We start from the raw sequence: 23,701 nt of genomic DNA, 5'->3' as shown, positions 1-23,701 counted from the left end.
GCTCCCGAGTCCCCGCGAGTCTGGACGAAATCCCGATGAGATCGGGTAGAGGAACCCGGTTCAGCGCGCCGGGCGCGCCGCCGTAGCGGATGACTCTCCACGCATGCGACGGCTGCGCCTAGCGCGAGAATGCCTTGGGCATCTCATCCCAGGTTCGCCCGTCGAGCGTGCGGCCGTTCTTCTTCTTCTGGAACCCGCCCCACTGCTTGAAGAAGAACGGGACCCTGCTTCGCCGACACCGATCGCGGATCTCTCGCGCCCAGTCTGCCTCCATCGGGCGGCACTTACCGCCGCTCTCCCCCCCGACGATCACCCAGTCGATACCGCGGAGGTCCAGCTCCGTGATCGGCCCGAGGAGCGGTTCGAGCGAGAGGAAGCGGACGCCGGCTGGCACACGGCGGAGGTGGTCTATCCGCCATGCGTACTTCGCGTTCTCCACACTGACGCCGAGCCAGACGTTCGGAGGGACGCTGTGGCGCTTCGCGAAGTGCTCCATGCGCTCGGCGCGCTTCGTTAGGACCTGAAAGCGGTGCTGAGTCGCGGCCCGCATCACCTCGAAGACCTTCTCGACGTACGAGTCGGGGACGCGCTGGTGGAACAGATCGCTCATGCTGTTCACGAAGATCAGCCGGCTAGCCTTCCACCGCAACGGGAGGTCCAAAGCCTTCGACACGAGGCGTAGGTCGAAGCCCTGCTCGAACGGGTGACCGGGGACCCCCCGGAAGCGCTCGGCGAACGTTTCCGCGTAGCAGTGCGTGCAGCCGGGCGAAACCTTCGTGCATCCCCGGACCGGGTTCCACGTCGCGTTCGTCCACTCGATCGTGCTGCGATCGCTCATTCCATCCCGTCCGTTCCAGGCCGCTGAACGCGAGTATAGTCCGGGCTGCGCCGCGAAGCACGAGGCCCCAGGACCCTTGTGCTGGCATCTACGCAGAGCGAAACTGTACCGATGGTCGATATACCGGAGGTCGGCCCGTGGGCGAGCCAGAAGCTCGAAGGGCTCGGTAAGTACGTCGCGGCGTACACCAAGATCCTCAGCCGCCAGCAGGCGCTGAAGTACGTGTACGTGGACGCGTTCGCGGCCGCGGGGCGCGCGGTTATCCGACGGAAGGTGGCCGACGACGACGTGACGGTGGCCCTCGACCTTGGTCTGCCGAGGGCGGACACCGAGACTCGCCAGGTAATCGACGGCTCTCCCCGCGTGGCGTTGAACGTGGAGCCGCCGTTCACGCACTACGTCTTCGTCGAGGCGGACCCCGATCGCCTGGCCCAGCTCGAGAGCTTGAAGATCGAGTACGGCGACTCTCGTGCGATCTCCGTTCGGGAGGGCGACTGCAACGAGTACCTGGCGACACGTCTGCTCGACGGGTTTAGGCGTGACAGATGCTGGCGCGGGGTGGTGTTCCTCGACCCGTTCGGCATGCAGGTCCCCTGGTCCACGATAGAGAAGCTCGCGGCGACGAAGCGCATCGAGGTGTTCATCAACTTCCCGCTCGGGATGGCGATCCAGCGTCTCCTTGAGCGGAGTGGACGGCTCACCGAGCACAGGCGGGCGAAGCTCGACGCGTACTTCGGGGACTCGGGCTGGTACGACGTGGTCTACTCTACCGAGACGGACCTCTTCGGCGACAAGGTTCCCCGCAAGTGGGAGGACGCTGGAGACCGCCTGCTCGCGTGGTACAGGGATCGGCTACAGGTGGCGTTCGGGCACGTTTCGGCCGCGCGCCTGATCAAGAACTCGAAGGGCGGGCACCTGTACTACCTCGTGTTCGCGGGGCCGAATCGCACCGGCGCGAAGATCGCGAGCCATGTGCTCGGGACAGCGCGCGCAAAGAAACCCGCCACCGCGCGCCGTGCTGACGGCTAGGAAGCGAGATTCTCCCCGCGCGCGTTACACGCCGCAGTTTCACGAGCGCCTCCAAAAACGCGCGGTCCTCGCCCGTCGCGCGGTCCCTAGCAGCCCGGTCGCAGCGTCCTCCTCGGCGCGGAGGAACGATTCGCGGCGCTCGACCCACTCCCGGTTGATATGCAATGAGTTGCGCGGCGTCACCGTGCGTGCGAGCGTAGCATAGCTCAGTGGAACAGAGGGTATAGCGCCGCGTGCGACTGACACGCGGGGAGTCTTGAGGAGTGAGCGAGGAGCACGACGACTTCGAGCCGGGGCCGGAGGATCTCGCGGAGTTGCCGCGGGATCCGATGACGGACGTGGCGAAGGGTGAGATCCTCGAGCACTTGGCCGCGAACGTAGGGAGGGTGTTCTACTCGCGGCAGTTGGAGGTCTTGCTCGAACGCAAGTTCTTCCATTGGGTCACGAGCCGCGCGATCCGGGAACTGATCTCGGAGCGTGTGTTCGCTGTCGAGCCCGTGAAACTCGGCGAGAAGACGGAGGTCCGGTTTCTCGTGCCGAAAGGGGTCCGGTACTACAAGCGGATCATCTCCGGTATGGCAGCACTCGTGCGCCGGTACTCGAACTCAGACTTCACCAGAGCCATCGGACTGCAAGGCGAAAACCTGTTCTTAACGGGCCTCGCGCAGCGCGGGTTCGCCGTGAATGGGCGCGATGTCAAGGAGTACGGAGGAAAGAAGTGGATCGCGACGAAACATGACCTCGACTTCGTCGTCGCGAGAGACGGGGTGGCGTACGGCGTCGAGGTGAAGAACACGCTCCCGTACATCCCAAGGGATGAACTCAGGTTGAAGGTCCGCATGTGCGAAGGGTTCGGGATCGTGCCGTTGATGATCATGCGGTCGGCACCCAAGAGTTACATCTTCGAGGAGATCGTACGGCCGGTGGAGGGGGTGCATCGAGGGTTCGCGTTGCTGTTCGGGAAGCAGATCTATCCGTACGGGTACGATGGCTTCGTCGCAGACGTGGTGAAGGAACTTGGGCTGCCCGTTCATGCGCCGCGAGCCGTGCCCGAAGGGGATATCGACCGGTTCGTGAGGTGGCACCTGAGGTGGCGTTCTCAGTTGGGCGGCAGTGTGAATTCGAAATGAATTCACAGCAGGGCCTTGGTAAGTCCGCGGGATTACAACCGGTTCTGCGAGCCCCCTGAATACAAACTGTCTGGGTCGCCGCGAGCCGCTAACGACGTGTTCCGTTTCGCACGCGGGCCGTGCGGCCGTTCCCAGGAGCCTTCGGTACGTCGAGGTCCTGAAGGAGATCGACAGGCGCCACCTTGAGAGCCTTCGCGATGAGGCAGATCGTCGGGAGAGTCGGCACGCGGTCGCCGGCTCAAGCATGGAGATGTACGAGACGGACAGCTTCGTTCGCTTGGCGAGCGTCTTCTGCGGCAGCCCCTGCGCGAACCTTAGCGCGCGCACCTTCGTCGAGAACCTGAGAGTCAGCTCGTCCATAGAACCAGAGTGCGACGCGGAGTGACACTGGTCAAGACCGCACTGCTTTGCTGGGTCGAGATCTTATCTGCGCGGATATCGGTGTTACGACGCTCGGACCATGGGAGGAACGCACTCCAGTAGGAGAGAGCGTCGAGGGTGCCGCGCCACCTCAAGGCTGGCGAATGCACCGGGGGCTATCGGCCGCGGCCTTCCGCCGCGGGGCGGGGCGGCGTCACGGGGACGTGGCTCACGGAGTCGAGTGCGTGGGATGGTAGCGTCCTGCCGACAAGGGGGAGTGCATGGCGCTGACGACCTGCCGCGAGTGCAACGGACAAGTGTCGAAGGACGCTCCAGCGTGCCCGCACTTCGGAGCGTCGAAGCCGGGAAATAGGCCCGCCTCCGCCCGTCCCGTTCTCGTCGCCATCGGTGCAGTGCTGCTATTCGCGATATGCGTGAGCAGCATGAGCGGGACCGACGCCCCCTCGGCTACGGTGACTGCTCCTGCGACCGCTGTCACGAGCCAGCGGACTGTTCCTGCTGCGGCAAAGCCTGAGCAGACGGCGAAGGAGAAGGCGGCCGCCGACAAGCGGTTCAACGCCTGCAAGAAGAAGTTGATCCAGGCCCAGAAGCTGGAGGTCCTCTACGACTTCGACTGGCAGCCTCCAAGTCCACCAAAGGTCGTCGCAGGGGCCGACGTTCATGTCGATGCCGATCGACGCGAAGGAGGGCTTCGCGGAGACGGTGAACTGCTTCCTGATGGCGGGCAGCACGAACCACATCAACTTCGACATCCTCCATTGGCAGACCGGCAAAGTCATCGGTCGGTACTCGTGGGGCTCGTTCGAGATGAAGTAGGGCGGTAGCTGAGCACCGGAACAGCGGCGGGTCATCGCGGAGCAGCTACTCTTGGTGCTCACTATAGGAGAACATCCTTCCGCGGCAGGGCCGGTGCATGCAGCGCGTTCGTGCGGTCAACCCGCGACCGCAACGCTCGGCCTGCTGCCACCGGGACAACGAGGTGCACCTATGCGGGCTTCGGACCTCCGTGAAACGCTGGAAAGCCGCGCCACTTGGACCAACAACATCATCCGGGACGGCTTCACGTCGCGGCTCGGCATTCTCGAAGAGACGATCACGGACATGCATCTGCTCGAGATCCACCAGCGTCACCGAGCGCACGTGTGGACCAGGAAGTTCACGCGCAAGGAGGAAGCTTCGCTGAGTGGCGCCGACTGGCTGTGGATCATTGGCGAGCCAGGATCCTGGTTCCCCGTTGCGATCCAGGCGAAGATCATCAACCCTGCCAATGGCAAGTGTCGGCTCTTGAATTACAAGGGTGGACAGCAACTCGGTACTCTGGTCCGATTCGCGCGGACGTACCGCTTCCTGCCTCGATACTGCGTCTACAGCACTCTCGATGGTTCGTTTGCACCGAAAAGCAGACTCATGCCCGGATTGAGGCTGCCGCTTGACCAATGGGCCTGCACGCTAGTGGCACCGAGAGCGGTTTCTACGCTCATTCAACGCAAGATGTCGCTCCAGGAGGACATACTGAACGAAGGGATCCCGTGGGCGGTCCCCTTCGCAGGATCGTCCTCGTCATCGAGTACGCCGCCGCGCAACGAAAGTTCATCGGCTGCAAGCCCTCTCGACGAGTCGCTGGCGACCTCTATCGCCAGTCAGATGCCGATGTTACTGACGCCTAGTGACCGCGCCGCTCTAGCAAAGGATCCGGGCAAGAAGCTGTCGCGCAGAGTGCGGTGGGATGACCCCGACCCTCGAGCAGCTCTAACTCTTGAGTTTCCGCGCATTGCGGCCCACCTTCTTGCGGGATACGGCGCTCGACGGGTGTGGGGATCGACGCGTGAGCGCCTGCCAGTCGCGGGCGTGTCCGTCATTTCCAGCGAGCCTATCGCCGAAGCACTGCGAGACTTCGATCACCTCCCAGATCGTCGCCAGCGGCTGGACTACCTGACTCGTCGCCTGAACCGAGCCCCGCTCGACTAGGACGCCGCGGTTTCCTCCTCCTGTACTGCCTTGAGGCAAGTTCGTACAGCGGCTGTTTTCGGTCACTGTGCGTATCAGTTAGTGTCGCGCCGAGTGGTGTACGAACACGACCGTAAACGGTGGGTTACGGTTTGCCGTTGCCCGACTGCACTGGCCTGAGGGAGGCGCCGCGCACATTCTCGGCAACCAGAGAACGCACGACCTCCTGCGACATAAGCACACGCCTATTGGCCTGTCCTCCGCTGCCGAAGTGGTCCTCGACAAGCCCGATGAAATCGGAGAAGTGATCTGATTCGGGCCCCACGGTGAATTCCTCACGCGAACGTGACGCCAGCGCGGCGACCACCTCACGGTCCAGGTCGTGCGAGGCACGTTGTAAGATCCGCTGGCGATTCTGTACGTCGCGCGCCACGGCAAGTACTAACTGTTCCGCGTTCAGCGGTGGCCCGCGGCAAGCGGCCCGCCTCGCGTGCTGGTCACGCTATCAGCGTGGCCGAGCCGGTGACCACTATGCCGTCTCATCCGAACGTCCTAACGAGCCGCCACACGAGATCGAGGACTCTCGCAGTCTGCTCGTCGCTAGGTTGTAGTCCGTGGTGGACCACCTTGTTTCGGATGTTCCAGAAATCCATGAACGCGGCGGACTCGTCTCGCCCAATGAGCCCCTCCGAAACGAAACGGTCGATCAGCGCGCGGGGCCCCTTGACCGAGCCCGGAGTCGTCAACCCGAGCTGGGTTGCCGTCATTTGAACCACTTTGTCCAAGAGAATGCTGGCCGACAGGATCTTTTCTACGTTCGACGCTTTGGAGTTTACGAGTGAGAACCACTCATCGGACGCGGACCGAGGAACAGATTCCTGACTCCGTGATGCTGCGGTTGCGGGGGAGAAGGGCGTCGCCGTGCCCGACCTCCCAGCTACGCCGGCCTGAGCAGGTCTCTTGGACTCCTCAGCGGCCGCGGCGTTCTCCGATGCGACCACCTTCTGTTCAAGGGCGTCTACGTAGCGGTCGAGTTCGGCTTCGAACTCGCCCCACTTGATGCGCTTCAGCGGCAGGTACGCCACGAGAAGAGCCAGCCCCGCCACGCCAAACAGAATCAGTGACGTGCTGTCGAAGTGCAGCGACGGCCACACCATCCGCGCACCGACGAGGCCCACGGCGCCCAGAGCGATCACGAACAGCGGCCACCTGTGAAGTCGAGCGGTCTTCACGTCACCTCCGCGTAGTTCTGGCGAAGTTTCGCACATGCGGCCGCGGTTGGCTGATGGGCGCGTCCCCGCGCGTACTCTCATTCATCATCGAAATCTGAAGACGTACGCGGAGACGACCCCCAGGGTCGCGTTTCGTACCGACGCGTCTTGGGGTTCCACTCGGAGACGAGCCCGTGGTTGTTCGTGCACTTCCACGAGACGGGCATAACGGTGGTGATCGCGAACGCAGGGGTGAGTTCCTGCCCACCGGCGAAGCATAAGGGACAACGCAAGTCCGACGGAATCATGATCCGTTGCTCAACCATGCGCCGCGTCATGAACTCCTCAGCACGCGCTGCCGTCGTCGGCTCGCGCGGCGGGGGCTGCCTCCGGCGTTCACGTTCGGACTGGATGAACGCAGCAGCGAACACCAGCGCGGGAGCGAACGCCAGAGCGTAATCCACGGATGCTTCGATCCAGCCCGCAATCGGACGAACCTCGTCCAGCTTCGTGCGCCGCTCCTCCAGGCGGCCCTTCTCTTCGGAAAGTGCGGCCTTCTCCTCGTATGCCCGCGCGGCGGCGTACCGGTCGCCTTCCGGGACCGGCGCCTCCAGCAGCCGGTCGATCTCCTGCGTTCGCTCGCGGATCTCGTGCTTGAAGCGCGCTATCTCGGTTGCGCGGTCGTAGCCAAGCACGTCCGCCACGAGCCCGAAGGGCAGCCCGATGATCGCGTTGGAGAAGAGAATCACCCCCACGAACGCAAGCGCGTGGAACCCGAGGCCCTTCGCGATGTCGAAGCCGACGTTCCTCGTCGTGGGCGGCTGCTTCACGTAGGCCGCGATCCCGGCCACGAGCATCGCACTCCCCGTCACTGCGAACGTGATCCCCCACACGACGTAGACGTTCACTCGGCCCCCCCCTGCACCGTCCGAGTCGGCGCGACCATCATTCAAGATCCTCGGAACCGAGGCGTCCAGCCCGATCGTCTCGACTAGGGGGTACCGGCACCACGAGTCACCGTGGCGGGCCGCGTTCGCGTAGCCGGCGCGTCGTGCTCGGCCGCGATGGCGCTGCCGAAGAGGCTGACCCCATATCCACCTCGTGGCGTCGCCTCGGGTGGCGGCGTTCGGCTGACGGCAACACCACGTTCAACGCACGACCTCATGCAGATCGCTGCGGCTGCGGCCAGGGGCGGCGCCGCCGTCGTCTTCGAGGGGATGACCGCGCGCACGACAGCGGTCTCATGCCAGATCGGCGCTGCCGGACGCGGACACGTCGTGTTTGAGGGCTAGCTACGCGCACCGCTAACGGTCGCGCGCGTTCCGTTCGCGAAGATCGAGGAGCGCGTCGAGACACTCGCGCTCCTCGGCCGTCGCCTGTTCCCGGGACGCGCGGATCGCGGCATCCCCCTCGGCACGGAGAAGCGCTTCGCGGCGCTCGACCCACTCCCGGTCGATCTTGAAGAAGTGCCCCCGGCGGCTCGGCTGCCCGTTCGTTTTCGTGAACCCCGAGACCGGCCGCCCGTGGCAGGACATCCGCAAGATGTGGCAGCGCGCCTGCGCGGCGGCTGGTCTCGACGGGATCTGGATCCACGACCTGCGGCGCTCGTTCGCGACGCGCGCTCGCAGGGCGGGCGTCCAGGAGTCGGTGGTGATGCGGATGGGCGGCTGGAAGACCAGGGCCGTGTTCGACCGCTACAACGTCGTCGCCGACGACGACGTGCGCGAGGCCGCGAGGTGCCTCCAGGCAGCCGCCGAGAGGCATGGACGAAATCTGGATGAGATCGGCGGGGGAGGCGCCGAAAGCACGAAGGCCCCGCGCAGCTAAGGGCTGGCGGGGCCTGCGGTTTTACTGGTTGCGGGGGCAGGATTTGAACCTGCGACCTTCGGGTTATGAGCCCGACGAGCTACCTGGCTGCTCCACCCCGCGTCAGTTGGGAAGGTCGAAGTGAGGCGCGTTTCTACTGGCGAACCGAGGTGGGGTCAAGGTTTTTCGAGCGCCCGCTCCGGCGCTCACGCTCCTTCGCCTCGGCGGCGGAGCGCGTCGACGCTGAAGGGCCCGGGCCCCGCAGCGGAGAAGTACAGGAACAGGAACGCGTACAGGGCCGCGGGGGCGCCCTGGTTGAGCACCGGCCAGAAGCCCTGCGGGGCGTGCGCGTAGAAGTACGCGACCGCCATCTCGCCAGAGAGCAGGAACGCGACGGGCCGCGTGAAGAGCCCGACGAGCAGCAGCGCGCCTCCGAACGTCTCCAGGACCCCGGCGATCCCCGCCAGCGAGGCGACGGGCGCGGTGCCGCCGCCCGGCATGATGGCGGCCGGGAACGCGAACAGCTTGGCGGTCCCGACCTGCATGAAGAGGAAGGCGGTGACGATCCTGAGGACGCTCCGCAGCGACGGCCCCCACGATCGCCAGCGCGACACCTGACCGGATTCGCTCACGAGCCCTCCCTCGGTTCATCGATCCCTATCGTCTCGACGAACGACGGGCCGCGGGATCGACGCGCGCGTCGCGGCGCTCGCCCGGGACCCAGGAGGGCGAAAGGCGGCACGTGTCGGGCGTCCCTCGCGGTCCGGACGACACCCGCCCGGCCCCGTCATCCCCGCGCCAGGATCGGGAGCATCCGCTCGACCGCATCCTCGAGCACGTCCTCGGGGGTGACGAGCGGGGGCAGGAAGCGGAGCGTGCGGCCGTGGGTGTCCTTGCAGAGGACGGCCGCCTCGCGCGCCAGCGCCTCCGTCACCCGGCGCGCGATCTCGCTGTGGAACTCGACCGCGATCATGAGCCCCTTCCCGCGGACCTCCTTCACGGTGGGCGAACCGGCGAGCCCCGCGCGGAGTCGCGTGAGGACCCTCGCCCCGAGCCGCGCCGCGCGCGCGGGCAGCTCCTCGTCGAGGACCACGTCGAGCGCGGCGACGCCGACCGCGGCCGCGAGCGGGTTTCCACCGTAGGTGGAGCCGTGGGAGCCGGGCGTGAAGACGCCGAGCAGCTCCTCGGTGCCGCAGACGGCGGAGACGGGGTAGACGCCACCGGAGAGCGCCTTGCCGACGCACAGGAGGTCGGGCCGCGCGCCCCAGTGCTCCCACGCGAACATGCGCCCGGTCCGCCCGAGCCCCGTCTGCACCTCGTCGAGGCACAGCGGGACGCGCCGCGCGGAGCAGAGCGCGCGGACGCGCGGGAGGTAGTCGTCCGGCGGGACGATCACGCCCGCCTCGCCCTGGATCGGCTCGAGGAGCACGCCGGTCGTGCGCGGGCCCACCGCGCGGGCCAGCGCGGCCGCGTCGCCGAAGGGCACCTTCACGATCCCCGGCACGAACGGGCCGAAGCGCGCGTACGACGACGGATCGGTCGAGAGGCTCACGGCGAGGAGGGTGCGGCCGTGGAAGTTGTCGTCCGCGACGACGAGCTCGCCCTCGCCGTCGGGGACGCCCCGCCGCTCGTAGGCGAAGCGCCGCATCGCCTTCACGGCCGTCTCGACCGCCTCGACGCCGGTGTTCATGGGGAGCGCGCGCGGGAAGCCGGTGACCGCGCAGAGCTTCTCGAGGAGCTCGCCCATCCGATCGTTGTGGAACGCGCGCGAGGTGAGGGTGAGGCGGCCGGCCTGGGCGACGAGGGCCGCGACGATGCGGGGGTGGCGGTGGCCCTGGTTGAGCGCCGAGTACGCCGAGAGCCCGTCGAGGTAGCGCCGCCCCTCCACGTCCCACACGAACGCGCCCTCGCCGCGCGCGAGCACCACCGGGAGCGGCGCGTAGTTGCGGGCGCCGAACCGCTCCGCCTGCGCGATGAGCTCGTCCGTCGTGCGGGGGCCCTGGTGGGTGGTCATGGCGTCCTCCGAGCGCGGCGCACCGCGTCCGCGACGAGGTCCAGGAGCGGCGGCCCGGCGCGCTGCTCGAACCGGTAGCGAACGCGGACGACCGGGACGTCGAGGGTGAGGAACCGGTCGAGGCGCGACGGGCTGCCGTCCACCACCACCTCGGCGCCGCTCGCGGCGATGGTCTCCGCGAGCTCGCGGCGCTGCGCCTCGGAGTAGCCGAGCGCCGGCAGGACGGCGCCGAGGTGGGGGTAGCGCGCGAACGCCTCGGCGATGGTCCCCACCGCGAACGGGCGCGGATCCACGAGCTCGCGCGCGCCGTGCGCGCGGGCGGCGACGGTGCCCGCTCCGTACGCCATGCCTCCGTGCGTGAGGGTGGGGCCGTCCTCGACCACGAGGGCGCGGCGCCCGGCGATCGCCCCGGGCCGCTCGACGGAGATCGCGAGGTCACCCTCGATCACCGCGGCGCCCGGCGCGAGCGCGGCGACGTTGCGCCTCACCGTCTCGAGCGCGTGCGGCGCGGCGCCGGAGACCTTGTTCACGATCACCACGTCCGCGGCGCGCAGGTTCGTCTCGCCCGGGAAGTACGCGACCTCGTGCCCGGGCCGGAGCGCGTCGGCGACGACGATCGACAGGTCCGGGCGGAGGAAAGGGTAGTCGTTGTTGCCGCCGTCCCAGAGCACCACGTCGGCGTCCCGCTCGGCCGCCTCGAGGATCGCCCGGTAGTCCACCCCCGCGAACACGACGAGCCCCGCCTCGAGGTAGGGCTCGTACTCCTCGCGCTCCTCGATGGTGCACCGCCCGGCGTCGAGGTCGGCCTCGGTCGCGAACCGCTGCACGCGCTGGGCGCGCAGATCGCCATACGGCATGGGGTGCCGGAGGATCACCGGGCGGAGCCCGATGGCCCGCAGGTGCGCGGCGATGGCGAAGGTGACCGGGCTCTTCCCGGCGCCGGTGCGGACGGCGGTGACGGCGACCACCGGCCTCCCGCTCCGGAGCTGCGTGAGCTTCGGCCCGAGGAGCGCGAAGCCCGCTCCCGCCGCCTGGACCATCGAGGCGCGGTGCATCACCTCCTCGTGCGAGAGGTCGCTGTAGGAGAGGAAGACGAGATCGACGTCGAGCTCGCGGATCAGGCGGGGGAGGTCCGCCTCGGGGTGGATCGGCACGTCCGCGTCGTAGCCGGGCCCCGCGAGCTCGCGCGGGAACGCGCGCCGCTCGATGAACGGGATCTGTGCGGCGGTGAAGGCGACCACGCGGAACTCTGGCCGCGCGCGGAAGAAGGTCTGGAAGTCGTGGAAGTCCCGCCCCGCCGCGCCCATGATGATGCACCGCAGCCCCATGGTTCCTCACCCTGGCACCACGACGGTGCCGGCCTCGCCGCGGAGCGCGCGGGCGAGCGACGGTGGATCGCAGACGATCGCCCGGCGACCGGCGCCCCCCGACACGAACCGGAGGGCGGCCTCGATCTTGGGGCCCATGCTGCCCGGCGCGAAGTGCCCCTGCGCGTGGAGAGAGCGCGCGCGGGAGCAGGCGATGCGTCCGATCGGCGTCTGCCTCGGCCCGAGGTGATCGGTGTAGGCGCACGGCACGTCGGTGAGCAGGAGCAGCAGGTCCGCGTCGAGGACGTCGGCGAGCAGCGCCGCCGTGAGGTCCTTGTCCACGACCGCCTCGACCCCGCGGTGCGCGTCCTCCTCGGCGGGGACGACCGGGATCCCGCCGCCGCCCCCGGCGACGACGATCGCGCCCGACGCGAGGAGCCGGCGCACCGCCTCCTCCTCCAGGACGCGCGTGGGCTCGGGGGAGGGGACGACGCGGCGGACGCCGCGTCCGGCGTCGTCCCGGACGGCGGCGCCGCGCGCCAGGAGCGCCGCCGCCGCCGCGGGGTCGAGGACGGGTCCCACCGGCTTCATCGGCCGGCGAAACGCGTCGTCGCCGGGAGCGACCTCGACCTGCGTGACGACCGCGACCACGGCGCGCGAGAGGCCGCGCTCCGCGAGCAGCGCCTCGAGCGCCTGGGCGAGGACGTAGCCCAGCTCGCCCTGCGTCTGCGCGACGCAGACGTCGAGCGAGAGCGCGTAGGCCGTGCCGCGGGCGCGCTCGGCGCGCTCGAGCTGGTGCCCGACCTGCGGCCCGTTCCCGTGGGCCACGAGCAGCTCCACCCCTGGATCGAGGAACGGGCCGAGCGCGGCGAGCGCCTCGCGGGCGAAGCGGTGCTCGCCCTCGACCGACAGCGCCTCGCCGGCCTTGACGAAGGCGTTGCCTCCGAGTGCCGCGACGACGCGCATGCACGGATGCTACCGCGCGCCCGCTGCGCGGGCGGGCACGCCTCCATCGAGGTCGAGGCCTCTGCCCCGAACGGTCGGCGCGCCGGAAGGTCCTCGGGACGGGCGCCCGGCAGGCGCCGCGTTCACCTCCACGCGGGGAACGGGTACACCGGCTTCGCCTTCGCGATCTGCGGTGGGTAGACCGTCACCGCCTTGCCGCCCTGGTACTGGATGACCGGCATCTTGTGACGGTTCTGGTTCGTGAAGCCCTCGTACGTCTCGAACTTCACGTCGCCCATGATGGTGGTCCAGGTGCCCGTCGCGAGCGCGTCGCGGATCTTCTTCCGGTCGGGTCCCACCTTCGCGACGGTCTCGGCCATGATGGTCATCGCCGCGTACGCGGTCGCCGCGTGGTACGTGGGGCGCTTCTTGAACCTCGCCTCGTAGCGCTTCGCGAAGTCGGCGGCGCCTGGCCAGCCCGTGTCCGGCGTCCACTGCGTCACCGAGAACACGTTCGCGGAGATGTCCTTCTCGCTCTCGAACTGGGCGGTGTCGAAGCCCGCACCCCCGCCGAGGAACGCCTGTGGCTTCAATCCCACCTCGCGCGACTGGCGCATGAGCAGGACGGCGTCCGCGACGTAGGACACCATGAAGACGAGGTCCGGGTTCTGCGCCTTGATCTTCGTGAGGGTCGAGCGGTAGTCGGGCGCGCCCTTCTGGTAGGCCTCGTCCCCGACGATCTTGAGCCCCTTCTTCTGCGCCAGGTCCTTGCCGAGCGTGCTCACGGAGGTGCCGAAGTCGGTCGCCTCGTAGATGAACGCAATGGTCTTCGGCTTCCCCGCCGCGAGCGCCGCGTCGAGGAGCGTCTCCGCGTACTCGTGCGCCGGGGCGCAGAGCCGGAAGACCCAGTCGTACCCCTGCCTCGTGATGTCCTCCTTGGAGGCCACCGGGATGAGGAGCGGCACCTTGTACTGTTGCGCGAGCTTCGCCATCGCGTTCGCGGGCGCCGACGAGTAGGGGCCGACGATCGCCGGGACCTCGTCGCCGGACACGAGCTGCTCGGTCGCGCTCATCGCGACCTGCGGCTTGCCGGTGTCGTCCTGGCGGATGGCGTTCACCTCGATGCCCTTCGCCTTGAGGTCGGCGATGGCGAGGTCGGCGCCGTTCGTGAGCGCCTCGCCGATGGGCGCCTCGGGGCCGGTCACGGAGTTGACGAACCCGAGCTTCACCGGGCTCGCGCCGGCCGCGGGCGTGGCGGCGGCGAGCGCTGCGAGCAGCGGGGCGACACGCTTCATCATCACGGAGACCTCCAGGGAGAGAGACGCCCGGAAGCATGCGACGATCCGTGCGCGCGCGCCCCACCACTCGCAAGGAGCGCCCCGCACGGGACCTTCGCAGGCTCCGCGAGCCACCGCCGGCCAGCCGGGCGCGCGAGCGCCCGCGGGCGCTGCGGACGGGATCGTTCGAGCTTAGGACTCGTCCGGTGGAACCCCTGGACCTCGACACTCCGCTCGTTCGCGCCCTCCTGCAGCATGCCCCCGTGGGAATCGTCATCCTCGACCACGACGCACGTCACGTCGCGGTGAACGCGGAGTGGTGCCGGCAGACGGGCCTCACGCCAGCGGCCGCGATCGGGAAGACGTCGAGCGAGGTCTGGGGGACGCCCGAGAGCGCGGCGGCCGAGCGAGAGCAGCGCGAGCGCATTCGCTCCGCCCGCCCGCTCGAGTGGCAGGACTACACGCACCTCGAGGGAGAGGAGACCGTCCACTATCGCTGGGGGCTCAGCCCGGTGGTCGCGGAGGACGGCAGGGTGTTCGGCGCGGTCGCGTTCACGCTGAAGGTGACGGATCAGGTGAACGCCGAGCGCGCGCTCGCCGCGCTCCAGCGCGCCGAGCAGGACCGCGATCTCTTCCTCGCCGCGCTGGGCCACGACCTCCGGGGCCCGCTCGGCGTCATCCGGACGGGCGCCGATCTCCTGCTCCGCTCCTCCGCGGCGCTGCAGCCCGACGTCCAGCGGATCGCCGCGCGGACCGTGCGGAGCGTGAGCCGGATGTCGCGCCTCATCTCGCAGCTCCTGGACTTCGCGCGGAGCCGCTCGGGCACGATCGGGCTCCAGCCCAGCTGGTTCGATCTCCGCGAGGTGTGCGAGGAGGTCGCCACCGACGCCGCGTTCTCCGATACTCCGGCGGGGCTCGAGCTCGCCCTCGGGCCCGCGTGCGAGGGCTTCTGGGATCGTGACCGCCTCGAGCAGGTGGTCCACAACCTCGTGGCGAACGCGATCCAGCACGGCGCGCCGCCGGTGCGCTTGTCGCTCCGCGCGGAGGCCGGGGACGCGGTGCTCCAGGTCGCGAACCAGAACCGGGGGCCGCCCATCGCGCCCGAGACGCTCGCGCGTCTGTTCGAGCCCTTCCACCACCCGGATCGCGAGCGCCGCACCGGCCTCGGGCTCGGCCTGTTCATCGCGCGGTCGATCGTCGAGGCGCACCGCGGAACGCTCACCGCCGAGTCCACCGCGGACGGGACCCGCTTCGAGGTCCGGCTCCCGCGCTCGTGAGGCGCGGCGAGGCTCGCGCGCGGCTTCCGGCGCGGGGACGCTCAGCCGTCGCGTGCCGTGCAGGTCGTCGACTCGAGCACCACAGTCCGCCCGGTGCGCTCGTGCACGAGCACGCACGCGCCGCCCCGCTTCAGGAGCCTGAACCGCTCGGGGGTTCCGAGCTCCCGCCCCTGGACCGGCACGCCGGAGGCGTCGCGGACCTGCGTCCGCTCGACGGTGAGGGTGCTCGATCGCGTGAGCGCGTCGCCGGCGAGCGTGACCTGAGCGCCGTGCAGCGCCGCGGACACGGCGGCGGCGAGCGCGGCGCGGCTCGCGTCGGTCGGCGAGACGATCACCGCACGTACCTCGCGCGGCTCCGAGCGGGCCGTCCGGCAGCCGGCCGCGAGGAGCGCGAAGGCGACGAAGAAGGCACCCGGCGCGGCGCGCATCGCGCTCACCTCCTCACGATCCGGTTCTGGCGCCACGGTGACTTGATCACCTCGCCCTCGCCCGCGAGCGCCGCCTGCGCAGCGAGCGCGCGTGTCGCGGTCGCCGTCGCCGTCGCCGGGCAGCTCCCGGTCGCACGATACGACAGCGCCGCAGCGAGCCGCGCCTCGGCGGGGTCGCCGAGAGCGTGGCCGAAATCGTCCGGGACGGCGCAGCCGGGCACGCCGGCGGCGCCGCTCCCGCCTGGCACGAAGCCGTCGCCGTAGCTCCCGAAGCCCTGCTCGTTCACGCCCTGCATCTGGATGGCGAAGTAGGTCGTGCCGCAGTTGTCGCGCGGGTAGAAGCTGTAGGGCTTGCCGCAGGTCGTCGCCCCGATCTGGATCACCTGCACCCCCACGCCGCGCAGGCCGTTGATGATGGACTCGCTCGCCGAGCAAGTTCCCGACCCCGTGAGCACGTAGACGCGGCCGAGCCCGAGGGCGGGCAGGGCCGCGCCAGGCGTGCTCGAGAACCCCTGCGTCGTGGCGAGGAACGGCATCGGGGCGAGCGGCTCGCCGGTGACCGGGTCGCGCGTGACGATCTTGTCGTTGAAGACCAGGCGCTCGAACGCCTTTCCGGCCGTCGCGGCGGGTCCGGCGATCATGTAGGCGAGCTCGCTCGCGATGGCGAGGTAGCCCCCGCCGTTGTAGCGGAGGTCGAGCACGAGGTCGTCGACCGCCGCGCTCCGGAGCTGGCCGATCGCGGCGACGAGCTGCGCCTCGGCGGTCGCGAAGTGATCGTTGAAGAGCACGTACCCGACGGTGCCGCTGCCGGTCGAGATCGTGCGGGTCGCCAGCACCGGCGTGCCCTCCACGTTCGCCGAGGTGACGGGCACCGTGCGGACGCCGAGCGAATCGCTGAGCGTCAGGGTATGCGTCTCGCCCGCGGCCGACGGGAACATGCCGGCGTTCAGCGCGGCGACGTCGGCGCCGTTCACGAGGTCGACGCCGTCCACGGCCAGGACCTCGGTGCCGCGCGCGATGCCCGCCTGCGCGCCCGGCGAGCCCGGCTCCACGTACGCGGCCACCGTCCGGCGCGGCGGGTACGGCGCGAGGATCAGCCACTGCACGCCGTACCCCGCCTCCACGCCGGACTGCGAGAGCGCCACCCAGGCATCGGTCGGGTAGGTGAAGTGGAAGCGATCCTTCGGACGCCCCGAATCCGTCAGCGCCGGCGTCTTCAGCACGTCGAAGTAGCTCTCGGGCGTGGGGTACTGCGCGGGGTCGGCGTTCGGCACCTCGCGGTACCAGAGGTAGAGCTCGTCGACCCACGCGCGGAGCCAGGCCTTCTCGTCGTCGAGCGTGCCCTGCTTGTCGGCGTACGGCGCGCCGGTGGAGGGATCGACGCCGGTTCGCGGGACGGCACATCGCGCCGCGTACAGGGCGGACTGCGCCCGGGGCGCGGGATCGCTGGACGAGCCGCACGCCGCGGTCGCGGCGAGGATCGCGATCGTGATCCGGCGGAGCTTGCCGAGGAGGCGCGGCGCGCCGCGAGGTGTGCGCATGGATGTCTCCTCCGGAGGTGCTGGGCGGAGGATGCTTGCACGGAGGGTGCGGAGCCGGCAAGGAGTCTCGTTCGCCAGGACGTGTATGATCCGATCGAACGGCGTGGTCGCGGCCTCGAGCCGGCCGCGCCGACCGGCGTCAGGAATCCCCATGAGCGTCTCGCACGGAAGACGAGGTGAGCCGAGATGAGGATCGTTCTCTTCGGGGCGACCGGGATGGTGGGGCAGGGCGCGCTCCGGGAGTGCCTGCGCGACCCCGACGTCGAGCGCGTCCTCGCGATCGGACGCAGCCCGACCGGTCAGCGTGACGAGAAGCTCCGCGAGGTGGTCCGGGCAGATCCGTCCGATCTGTCCGGGCTCGAGGGCGAGCTCGCCGCCTGCGACGCCTGCTTCTTCTGTCTCGGCGTGTCCTCGGCGGGGATGTCGGAGCGCGACTACCGGCGCGTGACCTACGAGCTCACGCTCGCGGTCGCGCGGACGCTGGTGGCCTGCAACCCTCGCATGACCTTCGTCTACGTGTCGGGAGCGGGCACGGACAGCACCGGGCGCGCGCGGTCGATGTGGGCCCGGGTGAAGGGGGAGACCGAGAACGCGCTGCTGCGGCTCCCGTTCGCCTCGGCGTACATGTTCCGGCCCGGCTTCATCCAGGCGCTCCATGGCATCACCTCGCGGACGAGGCTCTACCGGGCGCTGTACCCGCTCCTGTCGCCGCTCTTCCCGGTGCTGAACGCGCTCCTCCCGGACCAGGTGACGACGACGGAGCGGATCGGCCGCGCGATGCTGGCCGTCGCGAAGCGGGGGGCGAAGAGCCCGGTGCTCGAGACCCGCGACATCAACGAGCTCGCGCGCGGAGCCGCTGCTCTCTCGAAGCCCTGAGCCGGTTCTCCGGCGACGCGCCGCTCGTGGACCGGGCGCTTCGACGGCTGCCCGGATCGCTCGGCGCTGGCATCGCCGCTTGCCCGCCGTCTGCTCGCGGCCGACGCGACTTCTCACCAGGCCCCCCGTGACGTGTCGGCGTGCCCGGGCACCCGCGCTAGAAGAGCCGGAGAGGAGGATCGCGCATGGCAAACCCGTTCGTACACGTCGAGCTGAACACGACCGATCCCGAGAAGGCGAAGGCGTTCTACGGCAAGCTGTTCGACTGGAAGCTGGAAGACATGCCGATGGGATCGGGCCACACGTACACGATGATCAACGTCGGCGAGGGGACCGGCGGCGGGCTCATGAAGCACCCGATGCCGGGCGCGCCCTCGTCCTGGCTCGCGTATGTCCTCGTGGAGGACGTCGCGGCAGCGACGAAGAAGGCGCAGTCGCTCGGCGCCACCGTCGTGAAGGACGTCACCGAGGTCCCCGACGCCGGCTGGTTCAGCATCATCGCGGATCCGACGGGCGCCGTCCTGGGCCTCTGGAAGTCGAAGTAGAGGCCCGGCCCACTCTCCCCGTCGACGACGGTGGGTCGGCGCTCGGGGAGGGCTCCGCCCGCCCGCGCTGCGCGCCGGCGGAACTCCACCTGCCAGTTTGCGCGATGGGCGGGCTCGAGCTCGCCCATCGTGGAGACCCAGCTCGGGCGCCCCTGGCGCGGGGTTCGCTGCGAGCGCACATTCACGATGGGGCGCCTCGCATGCGGGAGGGCGCAGGCTCGGCGAGGGAGGCGCAGGCATGGCGAGGCGTGCGGCGAGCGTTCTGCGTTCTTCCGTGGGCGGTCGTCCTCCTCCTCGCGGGCTGTGGAGGCGGTCCATCGGCGCCGGCCCCGAGTCCGGCGCCATCGCCGTCTCCCGCTCCGACCGCGCCTTCGCCCGGCCCGACCGCGCCGGAGTCGCCCCCTTCGCCTCCCGCCGCGACGCCGCCGGCGGGTTCGCCCGCGCCTCCGCCTTCTTCGGACACGCCGCCCCCGTCGAACCCAACGGCCGACGCGTGCGAGAGCCTCGTGCCCGCCGCGCTGGGCGAGACGGTCGAGTACCGCGTGCCGCTCGACGGCTTCTACTTCTGCCGCGAGCCGATCACCGACGGGACGGGTGACTGGATCGGCGTGGGCACGGGCTACAAGCAGAGCGCGTACCGGTTCCTCGACGCCGCGACCGGCGCCGGAGAGGAGACCCCCGCGTTCCAGGTGTCGCTGCTCACGGAGGGCTTCCCCATCGCGCCCCAGCCGCACGGCTACCACCTGAACCGCGGCGGCGACTACCTGCCGGGCCTCTTCGAGCGCCGTGACGCGCGCGGAGTCCTCCTCGGAGAGGGCGGACCGCTCGGCCGCGTGCGCCGCATCCAGCCGGTTCCCGGAGGCGGGAGCGCGCTCCTGACGACGACGGAGGGCATGTTCACTGACCGCCACCCGGATGGAAGCCCGATCGAGCGGCTGGAGTACGTGAGCGAGGACGGAACGCGCCTCGGCGCGAGCGAGCTCGATCGCGACCCGTACCAGCTCGGCGTCGCGCGCACCGGCGAGGCGCTCGTCGTCGCCCGGGACGGAGCGCGCTGGTTCGGGCGGGACGCCGCACCGCTCACCGGCTGGTTCCCGCTCTCGCCTCCGCTCGGAGCGACGACCGTGGGCGACGACACCGCCGCGCTGGCGGACGGGACGGTGGCGCTGCGCGTGAACGGCGTCTGGACCCACGTCTTCGCGCCGGGGAACGCGGCTGCGTCACCGGCCCCGCAGTGGCTCGCCGATCGGCCGGGGACGCGGGTCTACGTGGTGCGTGGCGGTCGCGCGAACGCGGTGGTCGGGATCCAGCTCGCCTGTCCCTCCACCGCCGAGATCGAGCTCGTGGCGCCGTCCGGGAAGTCATGCGGGAAGGTCCAGCTACCGCTCGACGGCTGCGCCTGGGCGTTCGTCGGGGCGGACGGCACCGCGATGGCGATGAACCACGAGGCGAACGTGTGCACCTGGCGCTGGTGGCGCGGCCTCCTGCGGTAGCCGGCGCGCCCCATCAGCTCCCCGAGCTGCGGTCACGAGGCTGCCGCGACGATCCGGCGGGTGGCGCTCTCGTCATGCAGCCCGCGCGCGGCGCGGCAGCGTGGCCCGCACCGTCGTCCCCTTGCCCGGCTCGCTCTCGTAGCGCAGGGAGCCGCCGTGCCCCGCGATCGCCGCGCGCGCGAGCACCACGCCGAGCCCGGTGCCGTCCTCGCGCGTCGTGAAGAACGGCGTGCCGAGGCGGTGCAGGGTCTCCGGCGCCATTCCGCGACCCGTGTCGCGCACCACGATCTCGGCCTCGCCCCCGCGCGCGCACACCTCGACGATCACCTCTCCGCCGGGCGGGGTGGCCTCGATGCCGTTCGCGACGAGGTTGACGAGGGCCTCCTCGAGCCGGCGCGGGTCGGCCTCCACGGTCGCGTTCCCCCTCGTCGAGAGTCGCACCCGCGCGGCGCTCGCGCGGGCCGAGAGCACGCACAGCGCGCTCTCGACGAGCGGCCCGAGCGCGAGGCGCGTCGGCGCCACCTCCTCCAGCGACCGGGCGAGCGAGAGGTAGCGGCGCAGGATCTCCTGCATGCGCGTGACCTCTCGCTCGATCAGCGCAAGGCGCTCGTGAGAGGGAGACTCCGCAGGAGCGCGCAGCCCGAGCTGCACGAGCGCCTTCACGCCGGTGAGCGGGTTCTTGAGCTCGTGAGCCACCTCCAGGCACCTCTGCTCGAGGTCCTGGGCGCGTGCGATCGCCTCGGAGTCCGGAGCGGTCCTGAGCCTCGTCGCCATGTGCGCTGCCCTCGTTCCAGGTCCGTCGGTCATTCCCTGCGAGCACGACGCCGTCCTTCGTCCGCCGGGCTCCTCCTTGATCCACGTCGAACCAGCCGCGGCCGGATCGACATCGCGGGCGCTCAGGGACCGGTGGGGGAGGAAGTCAGCCCCCGGAAGGGCGTGCCGGCCGCGCGCCCGAACGCGAGACGCGCCCCCGGTGGTCGACGGGTGTCGATCGCGCGGCGGGTCGTCCGACGACGGCTAGAAAGGGGGACGCCATGCTCTACATGCTCATGATCATCGACGAGAGATCGTGGACGATGCCGAAGGACGAGCGGGACGCGCTCATGGACCAGTACGCGGAGCTCCTCCGCGACATCGTGAAGAGCGGGAACTTCCGCGGGAGCGGGTACCTGCACCCGAGCTCGACCGCCACCACGGTACGCGAGGTGAACGGCAAGCGCGTGACGATGGACGGGCCGTTCGCCGAGACGAAGGAGCAGCTCGGCGGTTACATCCTGGTCGAGTGCAAGGATCTCGACGAGGCGATCTCGATCGCCGGGCGGATCCCGTCGATCCGGACTGGCGGCGCGGTGGAGGTGCGGCCGGTGGCGCCGACCCCCGTCTCCGTCTGATCGTCGGGGAGCTCCACCAGCGCGAGTACGGGCGCATCCTCGCGACCGTCATCCGCGGCGTGGGGGACTTCGACGTCGCCGAGGACGCCCTGCAGGAGGCGTTCGAGGCCGCCCTGGCGCAGTGGGCGGCCGCGGGGCCGCCGCAGCACCCCGTGGCCTGGCTCGTCTCGACGGCGCGGCACAAGGCCATCGACGTGCTGCGCCGCCGTTCGCTGGCGGAGGGCAAGCGGGACGAGCTCGCGGCCTGGGCCGCGCCGGAGGACGACGCGCCGGTGCCGCTCGACTCGCTGCGGCTCGTCTTCACCTGCTGTCACCCGGCGCTCGCGCCCGAGGCCCAGGTGGCGCTCACGCTGCGCACCGTCTGCGGCCTCGACACCGACGAGATCGCCCGCGCGTTCCTCGTGCCCTTGCCGACGCTGGCGCAGCGCCTCGTCCGCGCCAAGGCCAAGATCAAGATCGCCCGCATCCCGTACGAGGTGCCCGGAGACGAGGTGCTGGCCGAGCGGCTCGGCGCGGTGATGGCGGTCGTCTACCTGGTCTTCAACGAGGGCTACTCCGCCAGCTTCGGGGACGACCTCGTGCGGGCGGACCTGTGCGCCGAGGCCATCCGGCTCGCCCGGATGCTGGTCGGGCTGCTCCCGGGCGAGCGCGAGCCGAAAGGGCTCCTCGCGCTGATGCTCTTCCACGACGCTCGCCGCGCCACCCGCACGGACGCCGAGGGCGCGATCGTCCTGCTCGAGGAGCAGGACCGCTCGCGCTGGGACGCCGCGAAGATCGCGGAGGGCTCGGCGCTCCTCGAGCAGGCCCTGCGTGGCCGCCCGACGGGGCCGTACGCCGTCCAGGCGGCCATCGCGGCGCTGCACGCGCGGGCCCGGTCGGCGAGAGAGACCGACTGGCCGCAGATCGCGGCGCTCTACGGGGTGCTCGCGGCCATCCACCCGTCCCCGGTGGTCGAGCTCAACCGCGCGGTCGCCGTCGCGATGGCCGACGGGCTCGAGCGAGGCCTCGCGCTGCTCGACACCCTCCAGCTGCCCGGCTACCACCTCCTTCCGGCCGCGCGCGCGGACCTCCTGCGCCGGCTCGGCCGTCGCGCCGAGGCGGCCGCCGCGTACCGGCAGGCGCTGGCGCTCGTCACGAACGACGCGGAGCGGCGATTCCTCGAGCGAAGGCTGGCGGAGACCACGGGCGCGCTGTCCGGCGATTGACGGTTCGTGACAGGCGAGCGAAGCGAGCGCCGGGGCGCGCACCGCGCGGAACTCTGCTCGGGCGGGGGCGGGGGCAGCCCTCACCATTCTTGTTCGCGTCCGAAGATCCTCTCAGCGTGAAGCAGGTTATGAGCTCGGCAGACGAGCCGTAGATTGTCGATCGTCGAGGGCCCCCGAGCGCGGCGGGTTGGATGTGGTCGAGCTCGAGCTTCCAGCGACTGCTGCAGCGGCACCCGTCCGGACCGACCCAGGCGCAGCGCCCGCCGTCGCGCTTCCACACCGCGCGGCGCACTATCGCTGGGATCGTGGAGGTCGCCTCCGGGGACCTCGCCGCCGTCGGCTCCGGGCGCTGCGTCTTTCGCTCCGGCGCGACCGCGCCCTTGCGCTTGCCGTGCTTCTCGATGGCGCAGCGGATCGCCTCGCGGAGCACCGCCGCCAGGTCGCCGTCCGGGATCTTGTGCGAGAGAAGGGACCGGAGCGTCTCGAGGTCCTCCTTGCAGGCGCGGTCGAGGGTGACGCGGAGCGACCAGTGGCTCTCGGTGACCGCCACGGTCTCCGGCCTGCGCCTCGGCCTCTCGCTCTCGACCTCGCGCGTGGCAGGCGACGTCGAGCGCGCATCGGGCACCGGCGCTGCGGGTGCGGGCGCTCCGCTCGACGGCGCGGCGCGCTCCGCGCCAGCATCCGGCGCCGTGAGCGGCAGCGCCGCGCTCGCGGGCTCGCGCTCCGGGAGCTTTCGGATCCCCGCGCGCGGCGCGGCGCGGGCCTGGATGGAGGCGACGAGGTGCTCGACCTCGGCGCGGGTCCGGTACGCGGCGCGGGCGACATTCACATCGCCATGACGCGCGCTAAGACGACCGGCGCTACCTCTGGCGATAGTTGTTACTTGCAGTGAATTAGCGCAAGCTCATGCGCCGCATCCGGGCTCGCCTCAGAGCGCACACGGCAAGGCGCTTTCGGTGGAGACGCTCGCCTGCACCCGCCACTCCGGCTGGGCTGCTCGGAACCGTGCCCGGACAGCGCGATCCCACCTCGTCCATGCCCGAGTCCGATGTGCGCATCC

Annotated in this window: 23 protein-coding genes, 1 tRNA gene and 1 pseudogene; 11 read left to right on the top strand and 14 right to left on the bottom strand. The window is 70.2% G+C overall.

The genetic code is table 11. The features are described from left to right. Positions 1-118: 118 nt before the first annotated feature. Positions 119-838, bottom strand: coding sequence for a DUF5131 family protein (locus tag MNY62_RS03490; RefSeq protein WP_242342707.1), 720 nt, complete (start codon positions 836-838; stop codon positions 119-121). A 111-nt stretch (positions 839-949) separates the two neighbouring features. Here MNY62_RS03490 and MNY62_RS03485 point away from each other — a divergent pair, with 111 nt between their 5' ends. From MNY62_RS03485 to MNY62_RS03470, 4 genes are all read left to right on the top strand, one after another. Further along, entirely contained in the window at positions 950-1,867 is a 918-nt protein-coding gene (locus tag MNY62_RS03485; protein ID WP_242342706.1) for a three-Cys-motif partner protein TcmP, read from the top strand. Between the two features lie 263 nt (positions 1,868-2,130). Beyond that, complete coding sequence (locus MNY62_RS03480) at positions 2,131-2,997, top strand: hypothetical protein (RefSeq protein ID WP_242342705.1); 867 nt, start codon at positions 2,131-2,133, stop codon at positions 2,995-2,997. Positions 2,998-4,044: 1,047 nt separating this feature from the next. Further along, a complete protein-coding gene (locus tag MNY62_RS03475; RefSeq protein ID WP_242342704.1) occupies positions 4,045-4,194 on the top strand; it encodes a hypothetical protein in 150 nt (49 codons plus the stop codon). A 171-nt stretch (positions 4,195-4,365) separates the two neighbouring features. Beyond that, positions 4,366-5,346 (top strand): hypothetical protein, encoded by a 981-nt coding sequence (locus MNY62_RS03470; protein ID WP_242342703.1) that lies wholly within the window; start codon positions 4,366-4,368, stop codon positions 5,344-5,346. A 124-nt stretch (positions 5,347-5,470) separates the two neighbouring features. Here the strand turns inward: MNY62_RS03470 and MNY62_RS03465 are convergent, their stop codons facing one another. The 3 genes from MNY62_RS03465 to MNY62_RS03455 form a co-directional block, all read right to left on the bottom strand. Further along, positions 5,471-5,758 carry a hypothetical protein gene (locus tag MNY62_RS03465; RefSeq protein ID WP_242342702.1) on the bottom strand — a complete coding sequence of 96 codons (288 nt, stop codon included), beginning with the start codon at positions 5,756-5,758 and terminating at the stop codon, positions 5,471-5,473. Positions 5,759-5,864: 106 nt separating this feature from the next. Next, a complete protein-coding gene (locus MNY62_RS03460; protein WP_242342701.1) occupies positions 5,865-6,557 on the bottom strand; it encodes a hypothetical protein in 693 nt (230 codons plus the stop codon). 77 nt (positions 6,558-6,634) lie between these two features. Beyond that, the gene (locus MNY62_RS03455; protein WP_242342700.1) at positions 6,635-7,444 is read right to left on the bottom strand and encodes a hypothetical protein; all 810 of its coding nucleotides are present in this window, start codon (positions 7,442-7,444) and stop codon (positions 6,635-6,637) included. A 592-nt stretch (positions 7,445-8,036) separates the two neighbouring features. Here MNY62_RS03455 and MNY62_RS03450 point away from each other — a divergent pair. Continuing rightward, on the top strand, positions 8,037-8,363 hold the full coding sequence (locus tag MNY62_RS03450; RefSeq protein WP_242342699.1) for a tyrosine-type recombinase/integrase: 327 nt from the start codon (positions 8,037-8,039) through the stop codon (positions 8,361-8,363). Positions 8,364-8,388: 25 nt separating this feature from the next. Here the strand turns inward: MNY62_RS03450 and MNY62_RS03445 are convergent. The 6 genes from MNY62_RS03445 to MNY62_RS03420 form a co-directional block, all read right to left on the bottom strand. Continuing rightward, positions 8,389-8,465, bottom strand: a tRNA-Met gene (locus MNY62_RS03445). Between the two features lie 83 nt (positions 8,466-8,548). Continuing rightward, positions 8,549-8,974, bottom strand: a complete 426-nt coding sequence (locus MNY62_RS03440; protein ID WP_242342698.1) for a DoxX family protein — start codon at positions 8,972-8,974, stop codon at positions 8,549-8,551. A 155-nt stretch (positions 8,975-9,129) separates the two neighbouring features. Further along, positions 9,130-10,356, bottom strand: coding sequence for an ornithine--oxo-acid transaminase (gene rocD / locus MNY62_RS03435; RefSeq protein ID WP_242342697.1), 1,227 nt, complete (start codon positions 10,354-10,356; stop codon positions 9,130-9,132). Continuing rightward, positions 10,353-11,684 (bottom strand): cyclic 2,3-diphosphoglycerate synthase, encoded by a 1,332-nt coding sequence (locus MNY62_RS03430; RefSeq protein WP_242342696.1) that lies wholly within the window; start codon positions 11,682-11,684, stop codon positions 10,353-10,355. Before MNY62_RS03430 ends, rocD begins: the two co-directional genes overlap by 4 nt. A 6-nt stretch (positions 11,685-11,690) precedes the next feature. Beyond that, the gene (locus MNY62_RS03425; RefSeq protein WP_242342695.1) at positions 11,691-12,629 is read right to left on the bottom strand and encodes a carbamate kinase; all 939 of its coding nucleotides are present in this window, start codon (positions 12,627-12,629) and stop codon (positions 11,691-11,693) included. Between the two features lie 122 nt (positions 12,630-12,751). Continuing rightward, positions 12,752-13,906, bottom strand: coding sequence for an ABC transporter substrate-binding protein (locus MNY62_RS03420; RefSeq protein WP_242342694.1), 1,155 nt, complete (start codon positions 13,904-13,906; stop codon positions 12,752-12,754). 185 nt (positions 13,907-14,091) lie between these two features. On the opposite strand from MNY62_RS03420, the gene MNY62_RS03415 reads away from it, so the two are divergent. After that, complete coding sequence (locus MNY62_RS03415) at positions 14,092-15,162, top strand: PAS domain-containing sensor histidine kinase (protein WP_242342693.1); 1,071 nt, start codon at positions 14,092-14,094, stop codon at positions 15,160-15,162. A gap of 41 nt (positions 15,163-15,203) precedes the next feature. Here the strand turns inward: MNY62_RS03415 and MNY62_RS03410 are convergent, their stop codons facing one another. Together MNY62_RS03410 and MNY62_RS03405 are read right to left on the bottom strand one after the other, a co-directional pair. Continuing rightward, positions 15,204-15,590, bottom strand: coding sequence for a hypothetical protein (locus tag MNY62_RS03410; RefSeq protein ID WP_242342692.1), 387 nt, complete (start codon positions 15,588-15,590; stop codon positions 15,204-15,206). Between the two features lie 5 nt (positions 15,591-15,595). Next, positions 15,596-17,131: a S41 family peptidase gene (locus MNY62_RS03405; protein WP_242342691.1), complete on the bottom strand. Its 1,536-nt coding sequence runs from the start codon at positions 17,129-17,131 to the stop codon at positions 15,596-15,598. Positions 17,132-17,317: 186 nt separating this feature from the next. Here MNY62_RS03405 and MNY62_RS03400 point away from each other — a divergent pair, with 186 nt between their 5' ends. The 3 genes from MNY62_RS03400 to MNY62_RS03390 all read left to right on the top strand — a co-directional run bounded on the left by MNY62_RS03400 (position 17,318) and on the right by MNY62_RS03390 (position 20,045). Beyond that, complete coding sequence (locus tag MNY62_RS03400; RefSeq protein WP_242342690.1) at positions 17,318-18,007, top strand: NAD-dependent epimerase/dehydratase family protein; 690 nt, start codon at positions 17,318-17,320, stop codon at positions 18,005-18,007. A gap of 185 nt (positions 18,008-18,192) precedes the next feature. Then, positions 18,193-18,552 (top strand): VOC family protein, encoded by a 360-nt coding sequence (locus MNY62_RS03395; protein ID WP_242342689.1) that lies wholly within the window; start codon positions 18,193-18,195, stop codon positions 18,550-18,552. A gap of 506 nt (positions 18,553-19,058) precedes the next feature. Then, positions 19,059-20,045 (top strand): hypothetical protein, encoded by a 987-nt coding sequence (locus MNY62_RS03390; protein WP_242342688.1) that lies wholly within the window; start codon positions 19,059-19,061, stop codon positions 20,043-20,045. A 72-nt stretch (positions 20,046-20,117) separates the two neighbouring features. On the opposite strand, the gene MNY62_RS03385 is transcribed toward MNY62_RS03390, so the two are convergent. Beyond that, entirely contained in the window at positions 20,118-20,819 is a 702-nt protein-coding gene (locus tag MNY62_RS03385) for an ATP-binding protein (RefSeq protein ID WP_242342687.1), read from the bottom strand. Between the two features lie 260 nt (positions 20,820-21,079). Here MNY62_RS03385 and MNY62_RS03380 point away from each other — a divergent pair, with 260 nt between their 5' ends. Both MNY62_RS03380 and MNY62_RS03375 read left to right on the top strand, forming a co-directional pair. Next, positions 21,080-21,436, top strand: a complete 357-nt coding sequence (locus MNY62_RS03380; RefSeq protein ID WP_242342686.1) for a YciI family protein — start codon at positions 21,080-21,082, stop codon at positions 21,434-21,436. Between the two features lie 59 nt (positions 21,437-21,495). Then, positions 21,496-22,641, top strand: a complete 1,146-nt coding sequence (locus MNY62_RS03375; protein ID WP_242342685.1) for an RNA polymerase sigma factor — start codon at positions 21,496-21,498, stop codon at positions 22,639-22,641. Between the two features lie 80 nt (positions 22,642-22,721). Here the strand turns inward: MNY62_RS03375 and MNY62_RS25675 are convergent. Then, positions 22,722-23,464: pseudogene (locus MNY62_RS25675) on the bottom strand (HNH endonuclease); the annotation flags it as partial. Between the last annotated feature and the right edge of the window lie 237 nt (positions 23,465-23,701).

The sequence above is a fragment of the Anaeromyxobacter terrae genome, assembly GCF_022690685.1.
Classification (GTDB): domain Bacteria; phylum Myxococcota; class Myxococcia; order Myxococcales; family Anaeromyxobacteraceae; genus Anaeromyxobacter; species Anaeromyxobacter terrae.
Note: the sequence above shows the minus strand (reverse complement) of the source record. Positions and strands in the feature narration are given on the sequence as shown.